Genomic DNA, 19,008 nt, shown 5'->3' with positions numbered 1-19,008 from the left:
ACCGGTCGGTGCGTAAGGTGCTACAGTCTCTTTCGTTACCGATCGGTACCGAACTCTGTGGAGGTCACGGTCATGGGACAGCTCGAAGGCAAGACCGCCGTCGTCACCGGCGGCGGCACCGGGATCGGCCTGGCCACCGCCGTTCGGCTGGCGGCCGAGGGCGCGCACGTGTTCATCACCGGCCGGCGCAAGACCGTGCTGGACGCGGCCGTCGAAACCATCGGCCCGGCGGCGGCTACGGCGGTGGTCGGCGACATCTCCGACCTGGCCGATCTGGACCGTCTCTACGACACGGTCCGCGTCCGGGGACGCGGGCTGGACGTGCTGTTCGCGAACGCCGCCACCGCGTCGTTCGCCACGCTGGAGCAGGTCACCGAGGAGCACTTCGACGAGACCTTCGGCGTCAACGTCCGGGGCACCTTGTTCACCGTGCAGAAGGCGCTGCCGCTGCTCAATGACGGCGCGTCAGTGATCCTCAACTCCTCGGTGCGCGCCGACGACGGTGTCGCGGCGTTCGGCACGTACGCGGCCTCCAAGGCGGCGGTACGGTCCTTCGCCCGCACCTGGGCCAACGAGCTGAAGGACCGCGGAATCCGGGTCAACACGATCTCCCCGGGCACCATCGACACCCCCGCGCTCGACGCCGCGACCGCGGGAGACACGCCCTTCACCAAGTCCGAATTCGCCGCGAACGTCCCACTGGGCCGGGTCGGCAGCCCGGCCGAGGTCGCCGACGTGGTGGCATTCCTCGCTTCCGGGCAGAGCAGCTTCGTCCTCGGAGCCAACCTGTACGTCGACGGCGGCGAGAACCAGATATGACCAGACCCCGGACACCGCCTGTCGCGTGATCGGCGACGGCGACGTCGCGACCCGCGACAGGACCTCGCACGGCAGCACCATCCGCGTACACAACCCGATCCGGGACGACAGAGAGGCCATCATGTCCGACACCGACCTGCGCGAATTCTTCCAGCGCTACATCGACGCACTCAACACACATGAGTTTCAGCGCATGACGGAATTCATTCACGACGAGCTGATCATGAACGGCCGGCCGGTCACGCGGGACGACGTCATCGCGGAGCTGGAGGGGCACGGCGACGCGGTCCCGGACTTCACCTGGCGCGTCCAGGACCTCGCCATCGAGGACGACCGCGTGGCAGCCCGTCTGTTCAACAAGGGCACGCCCGAGAAGGAGTGGTTCGGCGTGACCCCCACCGGCGTCACGGTCGAGTACGCCGAGTACGCCTTCCACAAGGTCCGCGACGGGCGTTTCTACGAGATGAACTATCTGATCGACGCTCAGGCGGTCGAGCGACAGCTCGCCGGCTGACTCCTGGGGCGGCCTCCCTCTGTCTCGGAGAACGGCTTGCCTGCGCCGCACGCACTCGTGCGGGCCCGCAGGTTCCCGAAGGGTCGCCGACCACGACGCGTGATGCACCCGAACACGGGAGGTAGGTGCCATGAAGGGCCGTCAGTTCTGCCCAGAAGAAGGTCGGTTGTGTCGCTGGTCGAGTTGGTGGCGAGAGGTGCTCACCGGGACGCCTCCGTGGGGATGGGCCGAGTCCGGACCATGACTCGCCGACCGCTCTTGCTCGTTGCTCCTTGCAAGTCTGTCGTGACAGCAGTCGGCGGGTATCGGCATCGGGGATGACATATCCGAGCCGCCTGTTCGGCGTTCGAAGATCGTCGACTTGACCGACTGGGGAGTTTCGGCGTGCGGCGGTGTTGGTGCCGTTGCTGCCAGGGTCGGCGGGGCTGGCGCTGGACGCGGGTGGCGAGGGCCGGATGGTGGCTCGGGGCACCGGGGGCCGGGCGATGACGCCGCCGTTCGATACGCGGACGATGGTCGTCACCGGCATGGCCATCGGCACACTCGCCGTGGTGCTCCTGACGCAAGTCGCGAAGACGCCGGTGTCCTGAGGCGGTGAGGGGCCCCGGCCGTACGGGTGAAGTGGGCCCCCGGCGGTCGGCGACGCCGAGAGGTGGCGGTGCGAGATCACTGTGGGCAACCGGTGGTGCCGGTCGGCCGGGCCTGCTCGTAGAGCGCCACCAGCACACCGTGTACGGGGTGGTCCTCCGCGGCTTCCTCCGCCTCGTCGACCAGTTGGGCGAGGGTCTCGCCGAGTTCTCTCGCCTTCGAGGGGCTGAGGCGCAGGTGGCGCAGGGTCAGGTGGGTCTCGGCGGGGGAGAGGTCCAGTTCCTGGGCGACCGCGGCCAACATCGCGGCGGTGCCTGCCGCTTGCGGTTCGGCGACGACCAGGTGGCGGGCGGTGCGCTGGTGGTACTGCTCGGTGCCGCCGCGGACCTGGCGGGTCTCGGTGACGTGGACCAGCCCGGCCTCGCGGAGCACTTTGAGGTGGTGGGCCACGTTGCCCTTCTTCGCGTCGAGCTGGGCCGCGAGTTGGCTGCTGGTGGCAGGTCGGTGGCCCAGGGCGAAGAGCAGCCGCTGACGCAACGGGTGGGCGAGGGCCGCGAACTGCTCAGGCGCGCTGATCTCCAGGACATCCTCAGGAGGCGGCGGGTGGGAAGGCTGATCACGCATAACGAAAGTGTCTAAAGTCTTTGACGCTTTCGCAAGGCCGGTGCTCTACTCCCTGTCATGACAACTCCGCCGAAGCTTCAGCCCGCCCCCGCCTCCGCCCCCGCCTCCGCCCCCGTCCCCGCCTCCGCCCCCGTCCCCGCCTCTTCCATCGACCCCGCCACTGTCATCGACGAGACAGTCCGGCTGCTGACCGAGCACTACGTCTTCCCCGAGATAGCCGAGCAGCTCGCCGGGCTGCTGCGACGACGCCTCGCCGAGGGCGCGTACGACGTCGACGGCGCCGAGGAACTCGCCCGTCTGGTCACCGCGGACCTGCAGTCCGTCAACGGCGACCGGCACCTGAGACTCAAGCACCACGCCGACCCGGTGTCCCCGAAGAAGGGCGCGGCCACCCTGGACGCCATGCGCCGGGACTTCGACACCTCGCTCGGCGGGGCGCCCCGCGTGGAACTGCTCGGCGGAGGCGTCGCCGTACTGGAGCTGGCGCCGATGCTGTTTCCGCTGGAGTGGGCCGCCGAACCGCTGAGCGCCGCGCTCACCCTGGCCTCTCGCGCCCAGGCGCTGATCGTGGACCTCCGGGGCAACCGGGGCGGCGACCCGGACACGGTCGCCTTCGTCTGCGGCTATCTGCTGGACGAGCGCACCCACCTCAACACCATGTACTGGCGCGACGGCGAGCGCAGCGAGCAGTCCTGGAGCCTGCCGTACGTTCCCGGCGCGCGCTTCGGCGGCAGCAAGCCGTTGTACGTCCTGTCCAGTGGCAGCACCTTCTCCGCCGCCGAGGAACTGGCGTACGACCTCCAGCAGCTCGGTCGCGCCGAGGTCGTCGGCGAACCCACCCGCGGCGGCGCGCATCCGTGCCAAGGCTGGACCGTGGACCCGCACTTGGAGGCCACCGTCCCCGTCGGCCGCGCCGTCAATCCCGTCTCCGGCGCGAACTGGGAGGGCACCGGCGTGCGGCCGGACGTCCCTTGCGCCGCCGCCGACTCCCTCGACCGGGCGCACGCGCTGGCCCTCGCCCGACTGGCCCGCTGACCCACTCCGGCAGCGGCTGGAACCCGCGACAGCCGACGGGGTTCGCGGGTCTCACGGTCGAACGCCGGTATCCGGGCCCCGCTCGGCGCGGTCCCGGCGGCCTCAGGACCGTGGGGCGTCCGGTTCTGCGGCCGGCGCGGCTGGTGCGGCCGGCGCCGGGGGCTGCGGGGGCTGCGGGGACCGGGATTAACTGGCCAGCAACTTCAGGCGTTCCGCGGAGGGGGACCCTGGTTCGGCGGTGGAGACGCCCAGGGTCTGCTCGGGGTCGTCGGCGGGGGTGAAAGCCTCGTAACCCAGGACGAGTTCGCCGACGACCGGATGTTGGAAGCGCTTGGTGCCGTGGGTGCGCCGGAACACGTCGTGCGCGGCCCACCAGTGGCGGAAGTCCGCGTCCTGGACGGAGAGTTCGCCGACGAGCTCGGCCAGCGCGGGGTCGTGCGGGTGACGTCCCGCGTACAGGCGAAGTGAGGCGACGATGCCGCGGGCGGCGTCCTCCCAATCGGCGTACAGGCTCCGGAAGTGGTCGTCGAGGAAGACCAGGCGGGCCATGTTGCGGCCACGGACGGGCAGGGCCTCGAAGTCCGTGTACAGGGCGCGGGCGAGAGGGTTCGCGGCCAGGACGTCCATGCGGCGGCCGTAGACGAGGGCGGGGACGTCGGTGAGGCTGTCGAGCAGCAGTCGCAGACCGGGGCGGACGCGCTGCGGGGGCAGCGGGCGAGGACGGGTACGGGCCGGTCTGGCGATCCGGAACAGGTGGTCGCGCTCCAGACCGTCGAGGCGCAGGGCGCGGGCGATGGCGTCCAGGACGGACGCGGAGACGTTGAGATGGCGTCCGCGCTCCAGGCGGACGTAGTAGTCGACGCTGACGCCGGCGAGCTGGGCGACCTCCTCGCGCCGTAGGCCCGGAACGCGGCGGGTGCCGGGCTGGGGTGCCAGGCCCGCCTCCTCTGGGGTGATCTTCGCGCGGCGCGAGCGGAGAAAGTCCCGCAAGTCGCTGTTCGGTTCCTGGGCCATGCCACCACCGTAGACCGGGGTGACCTGGGAAGTAGCTGCGCCAAAGGGGGTCTGTCGGACCCCCGGTCGGAGCAGGTCTCCCGCCCCGGCCACGAGCGGTGCTCGTCTGGTGGGAAGCAAGCACGCACCTGGAGGAACCCCGGATGAAGCGCAGGATTCTCGGCGGCACCGGCATGTCGGTGAGCGAATACGCACTCGGCACGATGATGTTCGGCGCGATGGGCAACACCGACCACGACGAGTCGGTCCGCATGATCCACACGGCACTGGACGCCGGGATCAACCTCGTCGACACCGCCGACGTGTACTCCGGCGGCGAGTCGGAGGTGATCGTGGGCAAGGCACTGAAGGGCCGTCGCGACGACATCGTGCTGGCCACCAAGTTCGGGCTGGCGATGGGCGAGGACCCCAACCGGGGCGGCGGCTCGGCCCGTTGGGTCCGCCGCGCGGTGGAGGACAGCCTGCGCCGGCTGGACACCGACCACATCGACCTGTACCAGATGCACCGCCCGGACCCGCACACCGACATCGACGAGACCCTCGGTGTCCTGTCGGACCTGGTCCGGGCCGGGAAGGTCCGTGCCGTCGGCGGCTCGTTCTTCGCCCCGGAGGAGATCGTGCGGGCCCAGTGGACGGCCGAGCGCGGCGGCCACCACCGTTTCCGTACCGAACAGCCGCCGTACTCGATCCTCACCCGCGGTGTGGAGAGCCGGGTGCTGCCCACCGCCCAGCGCTACGGCATGGGCGTGCTGACCTTCGGCCCGCTCAACTCCGGCTGGCTCTCGGGCCGCGCCGATCCCACCACCGGGCACCGCAGCGCCGGCGCGGGGGCGAGGATGTTCGATCTCACCCAGCCCGGTGTAAGGGCCAAGGCCGACGCCGTACGCGAACTGACCGCTCTGGCCGCCGAGTCCGGCCTGCCGCTGCCCCATCTGGCCACCGCTTTCGTCCGTGCCCATCCGGCGGTCACCGCGGTACTCATCGGTCCGCGTCGCCCCGAACAACTGACGGACCTGCTCGCCGCGGCCGACGTGGAACTCGACGGCGATCTCCTCGACCGCGTCGACGAGATCGTCCCGCCAGGTGTCGACGTGAATCCCGGCGACTTCTACATCGACCCCACGCCGCCGATCACCGACAAACGCCTGCGCCGCCGTTGAGGCCCGCCCACGCCTGCGCCGCCGCTGGAGCCCGCATGCGCCTGCGCCGCCGTTGTGCGTGCCGCACCGGGCTCCGGTACGTGCTCCACCGTGAACAGCTCCTTCACGTGTGGAGCCGGCCTCCGGCCTCACTCGCCACGCGTCGGCCGTCGGTCCGGTCGAGCCGCCCACGAATGACCGATGCCCGGACGAGGCAGCCGAACGCGATCGTCGACGTCACGGCCCTGGCGGTGTTCCAGGCCGCCCACCTCGCTTCGTCGAGCTGGGCACGCGCCGCGGCGAACTCCGCGCCGCTGTCGGGCGCCGGTGCCATCCTGAAGTCCCCGTTGAGGGGTTCATTGACGGCGAACGTGATCACGACCGCCACCAGGTAGAACACCAGCGCCGCGCCGAGCCAACCCGGCACCGTCCGCTGCCCCGTGCGCCGGTGAAGTACCGCCGACAGCCCGATGAGCAGCGGCGCGAGCGTGAATCCACCGAGAAACACGGGATTGGTGATCGCCTCGTCGAGCGCCCGGAAGGTCACGACGAAGGTTCGGTCGTCGACCTCGCCCAGGCCGGGCATGATCGCGTTCGACCAGCTCGCGAAGACACCCGCGATCAGTCCGGTCGTCATGACGGCGAGAATCAGCGTCGCGGCTCGAAGGCCGCCGTTCCGGGTGCCCTGCCGGTGCCAGGTGTTGTCTGCCATGGTTCCGAGTACAACGGCCGTCACGGAAGACAGCCATGCGCGTGCCTCTCGGGCACATACGCCGACGTCTACCGCCTGTGCGGGTCCCGCCGGCGGCGCCGACGGGGCCCTCACCCACCGCTTTACGCGAACGGGTCGGCGTTCTCCACGATGCCGGTCACGGGCTCCCGGTCGAGGCGCTGCCCGTTCACCTGGCCCGGCACCCACCGCACGCCCTCCGGGCGGTCGCCCGTGCCCGCGCGGCGGAACTCCTCGACCGCCGCGCGGACTTGGGCGACGGGCAGTGCGCTGGCCGGACCGTGGAACGACGGGACCCCCGGGTCCGCGACCACTCGTGGATCGGAGTCCGGTGGCCCCGGATTGTCGGACACCCAGACGGAGTCGAAGGCGCCGCCCTCGCGGGAACTGTCCTCGGTGACGCCCCAGACCAGGGCGCCGTACCCGGTCGACCCGTTGACCGCGACGCACAGCTGGTTGTCGCCCACCGGGTCCCGGTCGTCCAGCCGGCGGTCGGCGAGTCAGAACCAGGCGTCCTCGCCGGGCGCGTACCACTGACCCGTCCGGCTCTCCGGTGCCAGGCCGGCCAGGACTGCCGCGACCAGCCGGGACATCTCGTCCCAGGACTGCGCGTAGTGCCAGGCACGGCCGTACGAAACGCTCAGGATCACGTGCGGCCAACTCTCTCGCGGCGGACCGCGCCCTCATCGGGCCCGCCCCCTCATCGGTACGTTCGTCATTCCGCCCGCCCCGTTCTGGAACCACACGTTCAGCACCGAGCCCTCCGGGAGGATGGCCCCGACCGCGCTGGTGCGGAGAAGGGGCCGCGCAGCAGAGTGCCCTGTTCGGTGCGTACGGCGACCAGGTAGTGGTACGTCCGACCCTCGCCGCGGTAGGCGCTCCACGCGAGGTCGGCGCCGGTCGCGTGCGCGGTGCGCGGCGCGGTGAGCCGGACGCCTTCGGCCTCGCCGGCCACACGCAGCGGGCGGCGGCGTTCGTGATGCCGCGGTCGCGGTCGCGGTCGAGGGCGATGGGACGCGGGTCGACCGTCCTGTCGTCGTTCCGGCCGGCGTGGCCCCCGTCGTCGCTGAAGAGCTTGTCCAGCGGGCCGCGGTCGTTCTCGGCCTCGGCGGCGCGCTCGCTGATGGGCCGCCACCCCTCGCGTGGATCGCTGGTGTCGGCACCGGACACCTGTCTCGCCTCGGCCTCGGCCTCGCGGGCGGGTGAGGCCGGGGTCGCGGTGAGGATCAGCGCGGCGGAGAGGGCGCCGAGCACGGCGCCCCGCAAACGGGAGCGGCGCGGCGAATGACATGGCCAACTACCCTGTGGCGGTGCGGAGTTCGCCCGTCCGCCGGGGCCGACGGGGAGGAGCGCCCCGTCGGCCCGGCAGCGTCGGCGCGCTGCGTCAGTCGGACGTCGTCCTGAGTTCCCGCACCGCTCTGGGAGCGGTGTACGTGGTCAGCCCCTCGGCGAGCTGCTTCTCCAGCGCCGCCGCGGAGCGCTCGAAGTGGTCGGCGCGCACCCCCGCGTCCCGTGACGCCTGCGCCATGTTGCGCGCGCCCGTCAGCACCACGTCGAGGCCCTGGGCGACCACCGGCTCCGCGTCCGAGTCCACGTCGGCGGCGAACGCCGGCATTATCTGCGCCATGTTCGTCAGCCAGGGCACCAGCAGCTCGGTGAAACCGGCCGCTGTGCCCTCCTGGTGGGAGGTGGCCATCGCGACCGAGTGGAAGAAGCCCTCGAACATGTAATCCATCGCGCTCAGCAGTGCCAGGTCGTACAGCGCGGCGACGCCCGCGTCGGCACCCAGGTACTTGGCCGCGCCCAGGACCTCCAAGGACTCCTTGTGCGCCTCGAAGTGCCGCTTCTGACCGCTGTAGAGGATGAACGCCTGCGGGGTCGCGACGGTCGACGGAATCGCCATGATCCCGCCGTCCAGGTAGGCGGCACCCTGAGCGACGGCCCAGGCTTCCGTCCGCCGGGCCTGGGCGGGAGTGCCGTTGGTGAGACTGACCAGGGTCCGGCCGCGCAAGGCACCGGCCACAGGCCGGAGAAGCGTGTCCGTGACGTCGTAGTCCAGCAGACAGAGAAGCGTCAGCGGACCGGCGAGAACCGCCTCCTCGACCGTCGCGGCTCGCACGGCGCCACGTGCCACCAATTCGTCGGCCTTGGCCGCGCTGCGGTTCCAAACGGTCGTGGGGTGCCCCGCGGTGATCAGAGCGTCGGCCAGCGCCCGTCCCATCTCGCCGAGACCGATGACCGAGACTGCTGTGTTGCCCACGGGTGCTCCTGTACGTGCGGTCGGATACGTCCCCTTCACCTTCGTGGCGGTCCGGATGTCTCACAAGTACGCACAAAAAAGTGCGTAGTTACCCACTGGTGCGCGGCCCACGACGTCGACCCCGACCACTCCACGGGCTCCGGACCGACCGCCGACGGGCGGGGGTGCCGTCAGCCGGCGGGCGGTGGTGAGCCGGGGCGGGGGCGGTGGGCGCGGACGTCCACCGGGCGTCCGTCGGGATCGCGGGCAGTCATCGTCCACTGCGTGGGCAGCGTTTCGATCTGGCCGGCGGGCCAGCCGGCGGCCAGGATCTGGTCGCGAACCTCGCGGAGTTGTGCGTGCGTTCCCACGCGTAGCCCCCATCCCGCCCTGCTGAGGGGGTCGAGATCGGTGGTGGGGGCGGTCGTGGTTTCGACGATCATCAGGTGGTCGTCCCCGCCGACACCGACGACCGCGAACCGGGGATCGGTGGGGGTCGCGGCGCGCTCGAACGCGAGCGTCGCTCCGAGTAACTCGGTGTAGTACGTGACGAGTCGGTCGAGGTGGGTCGTGGACAGGGTCAGATGGTTGATTCCGAAGAGGTCGGGCATGATCAGCCAACCGTAGTGCAACCACCGCCGGGCGGCTCCTGGGGGAGCGGCGGGGATGTGGTCGCAACACCCCTACGCCGCAAGGCGAGTTGGGCGCCGGTCGGCGGATCAGGCGGTGTAGCCGCCGTCGACGGCGAGGGACGTGCCGGTGATCCATCCGGTGTCGGGGCCCGCGAGGTAGGCGACCGCGGCGGCTGTGTCGGTGGCCGTGCCGAGGGTCTTGGTGGCTGTCCGCAGCCGTTCCTCTTCGATCTCGGGTGTCCCGGCGGGGTTCATGTCGGTGACGGTGGGGCCGGGGTCGACGATGTTGGCGGTGATCCCGAGCGGTGCGAGATCGTGGGCGAGACCTTTGGTGAAGCCGTTGAGGGCCGACTTGCTCATCGCGTAGAGCGTCACGCCGGGCACGGGGACGCGGTCGGACCAGCAGCTGCCGACGCTGATGACCCTGCCGCCGCGGCCCATGTGCCGTACGGCCGCCTGCGTGGCGACGAAGACCCCGCGTATGTGGACGGCGAGCGTGCGGTCGATCTCCGCGAGGGGCACGTCCTGGAAGGGGCCGTACGGGAAGACGCCCGCGTTGTTGACGAGTATGTCGATGGAGCCGAACTCGGCGGCCGTACGCTCGACCGCCGCCACGACGGCCTCGGGATCCCCGCTGTCCGCCTGGACCGCGAGTCCTCTGCGCCCCGCCGCCTCGACCGATTTGACCACCTCGTGCGCCCGGTCGGCGGCGTTCAGATAGGTGAGGGCGACATCGGCGCCCTCCCGGGCCAGACGTTCGGCGATCGCCGCTCCGATCCCGCGGCTCCCTCCGGTCACCAGTGCGGTTCTGCCGATGAGCTGAGGCATGCTCGGTTCCCCCTGGGTTTGAATTACGTAGTGAATGCTGCGTAAATAGGTAACAGGCAGCACACGCACCGGTCAACTCCCCTCCGTGGAGGGGCGGACGGAGGAGAAGAGATGGCGGAGCGGGGCAGACCGCGCACGTTCGACCGCGCCGTGGCACTGCGGCGCGCGATGGAGGTGTTCTGGGAGTTCGGCTACGAAGGCACCAAGCTGACCGACCTCACCGACGCCATGGGCATCAACGCGACCAGCCTGTACGGCGCGTTCGGCTCGAAGGAGCAGCTGTTCCAAGAGGCCGTCGAGCTGTACGGCACCACCGTCGGCTCCGCCACCGACCGCGCGCTGCGCGAGGCGCCGACCGCGCGGGACGCCGTCGAGGCCATGCTCCGGGGGAACATCGACGCCTTCGCCGACCCGGACACCCCCAGCGGCTGCATGATCGTCCTCGCCGCGACCAACTGCAGCACACGCAACAGATCCGTCGGCGACTCGCTGGCCCGGCGCAGGCGCGACACCGTCACGGCGCTGGAGGAACGCCTACGCCGGGCTGCGCGCGACGGCGAACTGCCCGCCGGTACGGAAGTGGCCGGGGTCGCGGCCTTCTACGCCACGGTGCTCCACGGGCTGTCCGTCGAAGCGCGGGACGGCGTACACCCGGTGAACCTGCAATCGGCGGTGCGTTCGGCGCTGGCGGCATGGCCGCTCCTGGTCCGGGAGCCCGCGAACACCCGCCCGGCCGGGCGGGGATGAAACCTCCGAGGACCCGGCCGGCGCCGTGGAGATCACCGCAGGCCGGCTGCCCAGTCCTGTTGGACCAGGGCGATCGGCCGGTCTCAGATCCAGCCCCGCTCCTTCGCCAGCAGCCCCGCCTGGAACCGGTTGGCCGCCCCGAGGCGCATCATGATGTCGGCGATGTAGCGGCGGAACGTCCGCAGCGAGACGCCCATTTCGCGGGCCGCCGACTCGTCCTTGTCCGTGCGGGTGAGGACGTCGAGCACCCGGCGTTCGGTGTCGGACAGTGTCGGTTGCCGCGCCGCGAGGCTGTCCTCTGCGGGGAGATCCTGGCTGGTGTCCCAGACCTGCTCGAACCAGGCGACGGTGTTGGCCACCACACCGCTCTGGCGCACCACCAGCGTCGCCTCGTAGTGGTCGTCGGGATTCACCGGCACCATCGCGACTCCACGGTCCCAGATCGCCATCCGCCGGATCGCCTGCTCGGTGCGGCGCACCTCCCCGCCCAGGGCGGCAAGTTCACGCAGATAGGCCAGGGTCCCCGGGTCGGCGAGGGCCTTCGGCGCCGCCACCGTGCGCCAGCGGATGCCCCGGCGCAGCATCCGCAGATCGGACTCGCGGGACTCCTCGATCCTGTCGGGCTGCCAGGGCGTCGGCAGCAGGGACATGTGCTCGCGGAAGGTGAAGAAGGCGAGATCGGCGAGGCGTTCATGGATGGCGTCGGTGCCGTCGAGGCGCTCGATCTCGCCGCTCGGTGACTGCGCCGCGCCCTGCTTGTGGTCGTCGATGAGCGCGGCGATCACGGCGCGGGTGGCGAGGACCTGGTCGGTGGCGGACTTGAGTTCGTCCAGGCGCTGTTCCACCAGCCACTCCACGGCGACCGAAGGGTCGGAGACCAGCACCGTGTGGCGGTCGGAGAGCCGGATCAGGTTGTGCGACTGGAGTTCGTCGAGACCCTCGTCCACGGTGTCGCGGTCCCAGCCGAGCGCGCTCCCCGCGGCCTCGGCCCCCTGCTCCGGATCGCGCAGGAAGTAGCGGTAGAGACGTAGGTGCTCGTCGGATATCCCGACAGCTGTCAGGCTCATCTGTTCCCCCAGTGAGCAGCCCCGTTGGCGTGCGCTTCGGCGTACTTCGGAGTACTTCGGCGTGCACCTTGACGTGCATGTTGACGTGCTCGTTGACGTGCACTTTGGCAGCAACGTGCCAGTGGCTGCCCTTTCTGACTGTAGAGCAATGATCAGCCGCGCAGCAGGCTCGACGTATGCCCAAGATCTTCGCTTCGGCGGCCCGCCGCCCGGCGGCCGCGCCCGCCTCCCACTCACCCTCCGACGGCTCCCCGTCCGACAGCTTGCGCCCAGCACACTCAGCCGCATCCGGCACCGGCACCGCCGGCCAGGACATGGCCGTACGACTCGATGCCGTCACCAAGGTGTACGGCCGCGGTGAGAGCGCGGTGCACGCCCTGCGCGGCGTCGACATCGCCATCCCGCGCGGCAGCTTCACCGCCGTGATGGGCCCCTCCGGCTCCGGCAAGTCGACCTTCCTGCACTGCGCGGCCGGCCTCGACCGCCCCAGCGGCGGCACGGTGGCGCTCGGCGGCCAGGAGCTGACGGCGCTCGGCGAGGCCGCCCTGACCCGGATGCGCCGGGACCGTATCGGCTTCGTCTTCCAGGCGTTCAACCTGATGCCGTCGCTGACCGTCGAGCAGAACATCACGCTCCCGCTGCGTCTCGCCGGGCGCCGCGCGGACGCGGCGTGGCTGGCGCGGATCATCGACCAGGTGGGCCTCACCGGACGCACCGCTCGCCGGCCCGCCGAACTCTCCGGCGGCCAGCAGCAGCGCGTGGCGATCGCCCGCGCCCTGGTCACCCGGCCCGAGGTGGTCTTCGGCGACGAGCCGACCGGCGCGCTGGACACCATGACCGCCAAGGAGGTCCTCGGACTGCTCCGCCGGACCGTCGACGGTCTCGGCCAGACCGTCGTGATGGTCACGCACGACCCGGTGGCCGCCGCGTACGCCGACGCCGTGCTGTTCCTCGCCGACGGGCAGATCGTCGACAGGATGGCCGCGCCGACCGTCGAGCGCGTCGCCGACCGGATGAGCCGCCTGGGAGCGTGGGCGTGATGCTGACACTCGCACTGAGTACGCTCCGCGCCCGCAAGGGGGCCTTCGTCGGTGCCTTCGTGGCGCTGATGTGCGCCGCCGCGCTGGTCACGGCCTGCGGGGCGCTCCTCGACACCGGGCTGCGCGGGAAGATCCCCACCGAGCGGTACGCGGGGACTCCCGTCCTGGTCACCGCCGACCAGGAACTGCACTGGACGAAGGTCAAGAAGGGCAAGACCAAGGAGAAGTCCAAGCCGCTGACGGAACGCGCCTGGCTGGACGCGGACCCCGCCCTGCTGAAGAAGCTCGCGGAGGTTCCGGGCGTACGCGACGTGGTCGCCGAACTCACCTTCCCCGCCCATGTGTTGACCCCGAAGGGCTCACTCGCCGAAGGCGCGTCCTGGGGCCATTCCTGGGAGTCGGCGCCGCTCACGCCCTTCGCCCTGCGCGACGGCCGCGCACCCGCCGCGGCGGACGAGATCGTGGTCGACGCGGGCGCCGGGCTGCGTACCGGCGCGAAGGTGACCGTTCAGTCGACGGGCCTGCCCACCGTGTACCGGGTCGTCGGCGTCGCCGCCCCGGCCGGCCGGGACGCCCTGCCGCGCCAGTCGACGCTGTTCTTCAGCGCGGAGGAGGCGCGCCGCCTGGCCGGACACCCGGGACAGGCTTCCGTGCTCGGCCTGCTCGCCTCCCCGGGCGTCGCGACAAGCGCCGTACAGAGGGGGGCGGTTGAAGCACTTTCCGGTACGTCCCTGAAGGTGCGGTCGGGTGACGGGCGTGGGCCTGTCGAGTTCATCGACGCCGACAAGGCGCGGGTCAGCCTGATCAGTCTGGGCGGTGCGATGGGCGGTACGTCGCTGCTCGTCGCGCTGCTGGTGGTGGCCGGCACGTTCGCGCTCTCCATCCAGCAGCGGGCCCGTGAACTGGCACTGCTGCGCGCGATCGGCGCGACTCCGCGGCAGTTGCGGCGGATGGTGGGGCGCGAGGCGCTGGTCGTGGGGCTGCTGGCCGGGGTGCCGGGGGCTCTCGCGGGGTTGTTCCTGGCACGCTGGATGCACGGACGGTTCGTGGACGTCGGCGCGCTGCCGGACACCCTGGAGCTGACGCTGAGCGCGTTCCCGCCGATCGCGGCGGTGCTGGCGACGCTGCTCGCGGCGTGGGGCGCGGCCAGGGTGTCGGCCAGGCGGCCGGCCCGGGTGCGGCCGACCGAGGGGCTCGCGGAGGCCGCGCTCACGCCGGGGCGGCCGGGTCTCGGCCGTGTCGTCGCCGGTGTCCTCGCCGCGGTCGGTTACGTCGTCCTCGTCCTTGTCCTCTCCGGTCTGGAGACGGACGCGGCGGCCACACCCGTGACCTTCCTGTCGGTGATCCTGGCGGCCGGCGCGATCGCGCTGCTCGGCCCGCCGATCGCCAAGTCCGCCGCCCTGGTGCTGGGTCGGGTCGCCCGGCGGCTGTCCCCGGCCGCCGGATTCCTCGCCGCCCAGAACACCCGCGCCAACGCCCAGCGCGTCGCGGCCGTGGTCACCCCGCTGAGCCTGGCGGTGGCGATGGCCTCGACGATCCTGTTCACCCAGACGACGTCGAGCCACGCGGCGGGCGAACAGGCGGTGTCGGGCACGAAGGCGCCGTACGTCCTCGCGGCCTCGGGGCCCGGCGTCCCGTCCGCGGTCGCGGCGGCGGTACGGGAGAGTGTGCCGGGCGCGACGGCGACGGAGGTCATCCGCACCACGGTCCGGATCGGACAGGACAAGTTCCCTGCCCAGGGCGTGAGTTCGCGGGGCCTGCCGCGCACCCTCGACCCGGAGGTCACCTCGGGCACGCTCGCCACGATGAACGACGGCACGGCGGCGCTGAGCGATCTGGCGGCCCGTACGAGAAACGCACAGGTCGGCGACCGCGTGACGGTCACACTCGGCGACGGGGTGAAGAAGGACCTGAAGGTGTCCGCGATCTACGAACGGGGCCTGGGCTTCGGCGACTTGCTGCTCCCGCACCAACTGGTGGCGGCGCACGTCGACAATCCCCTGTCGTCCTCGGTCCTGATGGCCGGCGCCCCGAGCGAGCAGGAACTGACCACCGCCCTGGGCGCCTTCCCCGCGGTCCACGTCCTGGACCGCGCCGACGTCGAAGCGGCCCGCCGCACCCAGGACGGCACCCAGGCCCAGGTCAACCATGTCGCGATGGGTCTGATCATCGCCTTCACCGGAATCGCGGTGGTCAACACCCTGGTGATGGCGACGTCCGCGCGGCGCCGCGAGTTCGCCCTGCTGCGGATGATCGGCACGACCGGCCGTCAGCTCCGCGCGATGCTGCGCTGGGAGACCCTGACGGTCAGTCTGCTCGCGATCGTTCTGGGAACGACGGTGGCCTACGCGACGCTCACGGCCTACAGCCTGGGCATGACGGGTACGGCGACGCCGTACGCCCCGCCCCTGACCTACCTGTCCGTCGTCGCGACCGCCACAGCCCTGGCCTTCCTCTCCACGGCCCTGCCCGCCCGGGCCGCCCGGCGGGGCGCCGCGGTCGGCCCGGGCGGAAGCGAGTAACACCGCCACCACCGGCCGGGGGGCCGCCCGGCCGGTGGCGCCTCGATGGGGTGAACGTGCGGCACGAGTCGGCTCACACGGTGGTCGATGTCTCCCGTTCGTAGGCGAAGCGCGCGGGTCGCGGTTCGTGGGCGAAGAAGGTCTTGGCGCGGGCCAGTGCCTCGGTGTCGGCCAGGACGTCGCCGGGCTTGCTGCCGTTGCCGAGCAGGACACCGCCGAAGCGCATGCGCAGGAAGGCCGCCGAGTTCCGCAGGGTGCCGGTCAGGGGCTGGGCGACCATGTCCCGCGTATCGGCGAGCGCGCTGACGCCCCACAGGCTGCGGCCCGCGAGAGTGGCCTCGAAGTTGACGCCGGGGGTGCGCAGCCAGCCCGACCAGTGGTCGAGGTAGCGCTTGGTGAGCCAGGAGACCGAGTACCAGTACACCGGGGAGGCGATGACCAGGTCGGTGGCCGCGAGGGTGGCGTCGAGCAGCAGGGCCTCGTTGCCCTCGGTGGGGCGTACGCGGTCGGTGTCGTGTCGCTGGTCCGCGAAGTCGGCCAGTGGGTGTGTGGCGAGGTCTATCCAGGTCTGCGTCACGTCCGCCGGGAGTTGGGCGGCCGCCTCGCGGGCGAGGAGTTCGGTGTTGCCACCGCCGCGGGTGCTGCCAAGGACGAAGAGGAACGAGCGGGTCATCGGGGCCTCCGGTCGTGCCAGGTGCTTGTGTGTCGGGCCGGACGGTGCGTCCCCTGTCCGGCGGGACCTGGCCCGGGCCGTGGTCGGACCTCGACGCTACGAGCCGAGATAGTTTGAGTCAAGACGATTGAGATTCGGTTGATCTCGTCTTGACCTAACTTCTGCGACCGGCTAGCGTCGATCCCATGGAGAGCGCTGGATCGTCCGACGTGGCAGAGCACGGCCGAGCCTCGGATGCTCAGGGCCGTCCCGACGACCTGGCCTTCCTGCTGCACGCGGCGAACGCGCGCATGGCGGACCAGCTCGACCGCGCCGCCGTCGCCATCGGGTTGAAGGACATGCGCGACTGGCTGGTCCTCTCGGCACTTGAGGACGGCGGGCACGCGACCCAGCTCGAACTGAGCCGCATCGTGTGCGTCGACAAGTCGACGCTGATCAGCGTCCTTGACCGTCTTGAGCAGCGGAAACTCATCACACGCACGGTCGCTCCGACGGACCGGCGCGTGCGGATCCCCCGTATCACGGCCGAGGGCAGGCGCACCCACGCCAAGTTCGCCGAGGCCCGCGACGCCGCCGAGGGCCGCGCGCTCGACGGCGTCCCCAGCTCTCAGCGGCAGCTCCTGCTGAGCCTGTTGGCACTGGTCGCGGAGCGCGACCTCACGGGCGCCTGACGGTTACTCCGGTCTGACGATGCCCATCGCCCGCTCCACCGTCTCGTCGCTCAGACTCGGAGTCGTCGGTGGAGGGTTGTCGGGGCGCCGGCGAAGGCCGTTGAGGAGAACTTCGAGCTAACGGCGCCAGATGTCCGGCTCTTGGCCCCGGGTGAACCGGGCGGCGGCGTACAGCATGTGCTGGATGACAGGGATGTCGGAAGGGGTCACCTCCGGACGGAGATCCCCGCTCTCCTGGGCCCGGCCGATCGGGGCCACGAGGAAGAGCGGCATGCCGCCGCGTGCCGTCTCGATGGGCTCGGACGTGTGCTCGCCCAGCATGAGCACTTCATGCAGACCGACGGTCGCGACGGACCACGCCGCGAACCGGGCGGCCGACCCCGCCACGTACCTCGGCCGGTCGTCGGCACCCCGTCATCGTGCTCCACGGCGACAACGACCACATCATCTCGCCCAGCCGTGCGTCCTCAGTGCAGCAGGAGGGCGATCGCGACCTTCAGGCGTTCGAGGTACAACTCCCGTGACGCCGCCTGATGTTTGAGGCCGATCGACGCGCTGATCATCGTCTGTGCGATCGGAGGGGCCGCCTCTCGGCCGGACTCGGCGGCGATCGCTTCCGTGATCAGTTCCTCGAAACGTCGCGGGGTGGTCTCGACGATCTCTCCGAGAAGGTCGGGGTTGTCCTCGATGACCACCGCCACATCCCGCGCCAGCGGGCCGACATAGCGGCCGGCCCACTGGTCGAACGCCGCGACGAGGCGCTCCGGGAGGGGGCGGCCGGTGTCGGTCAGGAGGTGTTCGACCGTGGTGATGTCGTGCTCCAGGGTGCGGGTGACCGCGGCACGGAACAGGGTCTCCTTCGAGGAGAAGAGGAAGTAGAGCCCGGGGCGGGAGATGCGCGCCGCGCGGGCCACCTCGTCCATCGAGGTCTTGCGGTAGCCGAATCGCGCGAACGTGACCATGGCGGAGTCCAGCACCCTGGTCCGGCGGTCGGTATCGGCCGTCGACGGCGCGTGGGTGGCATCGGCACTGCTCATGGAGCGAGCATACGAGCGGGAGCCGCACTATACAAATTACGTTCAGTGCGTATAGTCGATGGCGTGACTACTCGCCGATCCATCTCCACGCGCTTCACCGCCACCAGCACCGCGGACGAGGTGCTGCGGGGCGTCGACCTCGGCGGCGTCCGCGCCGTCGTGACGGGAGCCTCCTCCGGAATCGGGAGCGAGACGGCTCGTGCGCTGACCGCCGCGGGGGCGGAGGTGACGCTCGCCGTGCGGGACACGGCCGCGGGTGACGCCGTCGCCGCCGCGATCGGGAAGTCGACCGGAGGGCCCCCGCCCCGAGTGGTCCGGCTCGACCTCGCCGACAGGACCTCCGTCGCGCGATGCGTGGACGCGTGGAGCGGCCCGCTGCATCTGCTGATCAACAACGCGGGCGTGGTCACCGGCGGTCTGGAACGGACCCGTGAGGGCTGGGAGTCGCAGTTCGCGACCAACCATCTCGGCCACTTCGCCCTCGCCACCGGCCTGCACGACGCCCTGGCCCTGGGGGCGGCCGACCGCGGCGGAGCACGGATCGTCGCGGTCAGTTCGACGGCGCACATGCGTTCCGGCGTCGACTTCGGCGACCTTCACTTCGAGCGGCGCGGTTACGACCCGCAGATCGCCTACGCCCAGTCGAAGACGGCGAACTCTCTCTTCGCCGTCGAGGCGACCCGCCTCTGGGCGTCCGACGGCATCGTCGCCAACGCGGTGAACCCCGGCGGTGTCGCGACGGGACTGCAGCGGAACTTCACCGCACGGCAGAAGGAGTCGCTGGACGCGGCCGAGGCCGCCGGAGTCTTCACGTACAAAACGGTCGAACAGGGGGCCGCGACCAGCGTCGTCGCGGCCGTCGCCCCGGAGTTCGCCCACTCCGGAGGCCACTACCTGGACGATTCACAGGAGGCGTACACCGTCCCGAACGACGCCGACCTCGCGCGGCACCCGCACGGCGTCAAGGAGTGGGCGCTCGATCCCGCCACCGCCGAGCGCCTCTGGGCGGTCTCGGCCGACCTGCTCCGGACGGCCGACCGTGCCGCGCCGGGTGCCCAGGGACAGCCATCTGTCTGACCGTCGTCCGGC

Annotated in this window: 23 protein-coding genes; 11 read left to right on the top strand and 12 right to left on the bottom strand. The window is 71.1% G+C overall.

All coding sequences use genetic code 11. The features are described 5' to 3' along the window. Positions 1 to 72 precede the first annotated feature (72 nt). The 3 genes from ACFUN8_RS09095 to ACFUN8_RS09085 all read left to right on the top strand — a co-directional run bounded on the left by ACFUN8_RS09095 (position 73) and on the right by ACFUN8_RS09085 (position 1,923). A complete protein-coding gene (locus ACFUN8_RS09095; protein ID WP_383633760.1) occupies positions 73 to 819 on the top strand; it encodes an SDR family oxidoreductase in 747 nt (248 codons plus the stop codon). Positions 820 to 844: 25 nt separating this feature from the next. Next, complete coding sequence (locus tag ACFUN8_RS09090) at positions 845 to 1,333, top strand: ester cyclase (protein WP_383633758.1); 489 nt, start codon at positions 845 to 847, stop codon at positions 1,331 to 1,333. A 398-nt stretch (positions 1,334 to 1,731) separates the two neighbouring features. Continuing rightward, positions 1,732 to 1,923 carry a hypothetical protein gene (locus tag ACFUN8_RS09085; protein ID WP_383633756.1) on the top strand — a complete coding sequence of 64 codons (192 nt, stop codon included), beginning with the start codon at positions 1,732 to 1,734 and terminating at the stop codon, positions 1,921 to 1,923. Between the two features lie 76 nt (positions 1,924 to 1,999). On the opposite strand, the gene ACFUN8_RS09080 is transcribed toward ACFUN8_RS09085, so the two are convergent. Next, positions 2,000 to 2,545 carry an ArsR/SmtB family transcription factor gene (locus ACFUN8_RS09080; protein WP_383633754.1) on the bottom strand — a complete coding sequence of 182 codons (546 nt, stop codon included), beginning with the start codon at positions 2,543 to 2,545 and terminating at the stop codon, positions 2,000 to 2,002. Between the two features lie 57 nt (positions 2,546 to 2,602). Here ACFUN8_RS09080 and ACFUN8_RS09075 point away from each other — a divergent pair, with 57 nt between their 5' ends. After that, complete coding sequence (locus ACFUN8_RS09075; RefSeq protein ID WP_383633752.1) at positions 2,603 to 3,580, top strand: S41 family peptidase; 978 nt, start codon at positions 2,603 to 2,605, stop codon at positions 3,578 to 3,580. Between the two features lie 186 nt (positions 3,581 to 3,766). Here ACFUN8_RS09075 and ACFUN8_RS09070 read toward each other — a convergent pair whose 3' ends face one another. Next, a complete protein-coding gene (locus tag ACFUN8_RS09070; RefSeq protein WP_383633750.1) occupies positions 3,767 to 4,594 on the bottom strand; it encodes a helix-turn-helix transcriptional regulator in 828 nt (275 codons plus the stop codon). A 143-nt stretch (positions 4,595 to 4,737) separates the two neighbouring features. Between ACFUN8_RS09070 and ACFUN8_RS09065 the strand changes: the two genes are divergently transcribed. Then, on the top strand, positions 4,738 to 5,754 hold the full coding sequence (locus ACFUN8_RS09065) for an aldo/keto reductase (protein WP_383633748.1): 1,017 nt from the start codon (positions 4,738 to 4,740) through the stop codon (positions 5,752 to 5,754). A 103-nt stretch (positions 5,755 to 5,857) separates the two neighbouring features. Here ACFUN8_RS09065 and ACFUN8_RS09060 read toward each other — a convergent pair whose 3' ends face one another. The 3 genes from ACFUN8_RS09060 to ACFUN8_RS09050 form a co-directional block, all read right to left on the bottom strand. Further along, positions 5,858 to 6,445 carry a DUF1772 domain-containing protein gene (locus ACFUN8_RS09060; RefSeq protein WP_383633746.1) on the bottom strand — a complete coding sequence of 196 codons (588 nt, stop codon included), beginning with the start codon at positions 6,443 to 6,445 and terminating at the stop codon, positions 5,858 to 5,860. A gap of 122 nt (positions 6,446 to 6,567) precedes the next feature. Further along, positions 6,568 to 6,948, bottom strand: a complete 381-nt coding sequence (locus tag ACFUN8_RS09055) for an Imm1 family immunity protein (protein ID WP_383633817.1) — start codon at positions 6,946 to 6,948, stop codon at positions 6,568 to 6,570. A gap of 15 nt (positions 6,949 to 6,963) precedes the next feature. Beyond that, positions 6,964 to 7,113, bottom strand: coding sequence for a hypothetical protein (locus ACFUN8_RS09050; RefSeq protein ID WP_383633744.1), 150 nt, complete (start codon positions 7,111 to 7,113; stop codon positions 6,964 to 6,966). 254 nt (positions 7,114 to 7,367) lie between these two features. Here ACFUN8_RS09050 and ACFUN8_RS09045 point away from each other — a divergent pair, with 254 nt between their 5' ends. Continuing rightward, entirely contained in the window at positions 7,368 to 7,751 is a 384-nt protein-coding gene (locus tag ACFUN8_RS09045; RefSeq protein WP_383633742.1) for a hypothetical protein, read from the top strand. 96 nt (positions 7,752 to 7,847) lie between these two features. Here the strand turns inward: ACFUN8_RS09045 and ACFUN8_RS09040 are convergent, their stop codons facing one another. The 3 genes from ACFUN8_RS09040 to ACFUN8_RS09030 all read right to left on the bottom strand — a co-directional run bounded on the left by ACFUN8_RS09040 (position 7,848) and on the right by ACFUN8_RS09030 (position 10,162). Continuing rightward, on the bottom strand, positions 7,848 to 8,723 hold the full coding sequence (locus ACFUN8_RS09040; RefSeq protein WP_383633740.1) for an NAD(P)-dependent oxidoreductase: 876 nt from the start codon (positions 8,721 to 8,723) through the stop codon (positions 7,848 to 7,850). Positions 8,724 to 8,893: 170 nt separating this feature from the next. After that, complete coding sequence (locus ACFUN8_RS09035) at positions 8,894 to 9,313, bottom strand: VOC family protein (RefSeq protein WP_383633738.1); 420 nt, start codon at positions 9,311 to 9,313, stop codon at positions 8,894 to 8,896. Between the two features lie 108 nt (positions 9,314 to 9,421). Further along, positions 9,422 to 10,162: an SDR family NAD(P)-dependent oxidoreductase gene (locus ACFUN8_RS09030; RefSeq protein ID WP_383633736.1), complete on the bottom strand. Its 741-nt coding sequence runs from the start codon at positions 10,160 to 10,162 to the stop codon at positions 9,422 to 9,424. 111 nt (positions 10,163 to 10,273) lie between these two features. Here ACFUN8_RS09030 and ACFUN8_RS09025 point away from each other — a divergent pair, with 111 nt between their 5' ends. Continuing rightward, positions 10,274 to 10,909 carry a TetR/AcrR family transcriptional regulator gene (locus tag ACFUN8_RS09025; protein ID WP_383633734.1) on the top strand — a complete coding sequence of 212 codons (636 nt, stop codon included), beginning with the start codon at positions 10,274 to 10,276 and terminating at the stop codon, positions 10,907 to 10,909. Between the two features lie 83 nt (positions 10,910 to 10,992). On the opposite strand, the gene ACFUN8_RS09020 is transcribed toward ACFUN8_RS09025, so the two are convergent. Next, positions 10,993 to 11,976: a LuxR C-terminal-related transcriptional regulator gene (locus tag ACFUN8_RS09020; protein WP_383633732.1), complete on the bottom strand. Its 984-nt coding sequence runs from the start codon at positions 11,974 to 11,976 to the stop codon at positions 10,993 to 10,995. 314 nt (positions 11,977 to 12,290) lie between these two features. Here ACFUN8_RS09020 and ACFUN8_RS09015 point away from each other — a divergent pair, with 314 nt between their 5' ends. After that, positions 12,291 to 13,016, top strand: coding sequence for an ABC transporter ATP-binding protein (locus ACFUN8_RS09015; protein WP_383633815.1), 726 nt, complete (start codon positions 12,291 to 12,293; stop codon positions 13,014 to 13,016). Continuing rightward, positions 13,016 to 15,538, top strand: coding sequence for an FtsX-like permease family protein (locus ACFUN8_RS09010; protein WP_383633730.1), 2,523 nt, complete (start codon positions 13,016 to 13,018; stop codon positions 15,536 to 15,538). The genes ACFUN8_RS09015 and ACFUN8_RS09010 overlap by 1 nt, the downstream gene beginning before the upstream one ends. A 73-nt stretch (positions 15,539 to 15,611) precedes the next feature. On the opposite strand, the gene ACFUN8_RS09005 is transcribed toward ACFUN8_RS09010, so the two are convergent. Continuing rightward, complete coding sequence (locus ACFUN8_RS09005; protein WP_383633728.1) at positions 15,612 to 16,211, bottom strand: flavodoxin family protein; 600 nt, start codon at positions 16,209 to 16,211, stop codon at positions 15,612 to 15,614. Between the two features lie 185 nt (positions 16,212 to 16,396). On the opposite strand from ACFUN8_RS09005, the gene ACFUN8_RS09000 reads away from it, so the two are divergent. Continuing rightward, the gene (locus ACFUN8_RS09000) at positions 16,397 to 16,882 is read left to right on the top strand and encodes a MarR family winged helix-turn-helix transcriptional regulator (RefSeq protein ID WP_383633726.1); all 486 of its coding nucleotides are present in this window, start codon (positions 16,397 to 16,399) and stop codon (positions 16,880 to 16,882) included. Between the two features lie 117 nt (positions 16,883 to 16,999). On the opposite strand, the gene ACFUN8_RS08995 is transcribed toward ACFUN8_RS09000, so the two are convergent. Continuing rightward, positions 17,000 to 17,269 (bottom strand): hypothetical protein, encoded by a 270-nt coding sequence (locus tag ACFUN8_RS08995; RefSeq protein ID WP_383633724.1) that lies wholly within the window; start codon positions 17,267 to 17,269, stop codon positions 17,000 to 17,002. Positions 17,270 to 17,349: 80 nt separating this feature from the next. Beyond that, entirely contained in the window at positions 17,350 to 17,919 is a 570-nt protein-coding gene (locus ACFUN8_RS08990; protein ID WP_383633722.1) for a TetR/AcrR family transcriptional regulator, read from the bottom strand. Between the two features lie 63 nt (positions 17,920 to 17,982). Between ACFUN8_RS08990 and ACFUN8_RS08985 the strand changes: the two genes are divergently transcribed. Then, a complete protein-coding gene (locus ACFUN8_RS08985; protein ID WP_383633720.1) occupies positions 17,983 to 18,996 on the top strand; it encodes an SDR family NAD(P)-dependent oxidoreductase in 1,014 nt (337 codons plus the stop codon). The last annotated feature ends 12 nt before the right edge of the window (positions 18,997 to 19,008 follow it).

The sequence above is a fragment of the Streptomyces sp. NPDC057307 genome (assembly GCF_042667665.1).
Taxonomy (GTDB): Bacteria; Actinomycetota; Actinomycetes; order Streptomycetales; family Streptomycetaceae; genus Streptomyces.
This window is presented reverse-complemented; position numbering and strand designations above follow the sequence as displayed.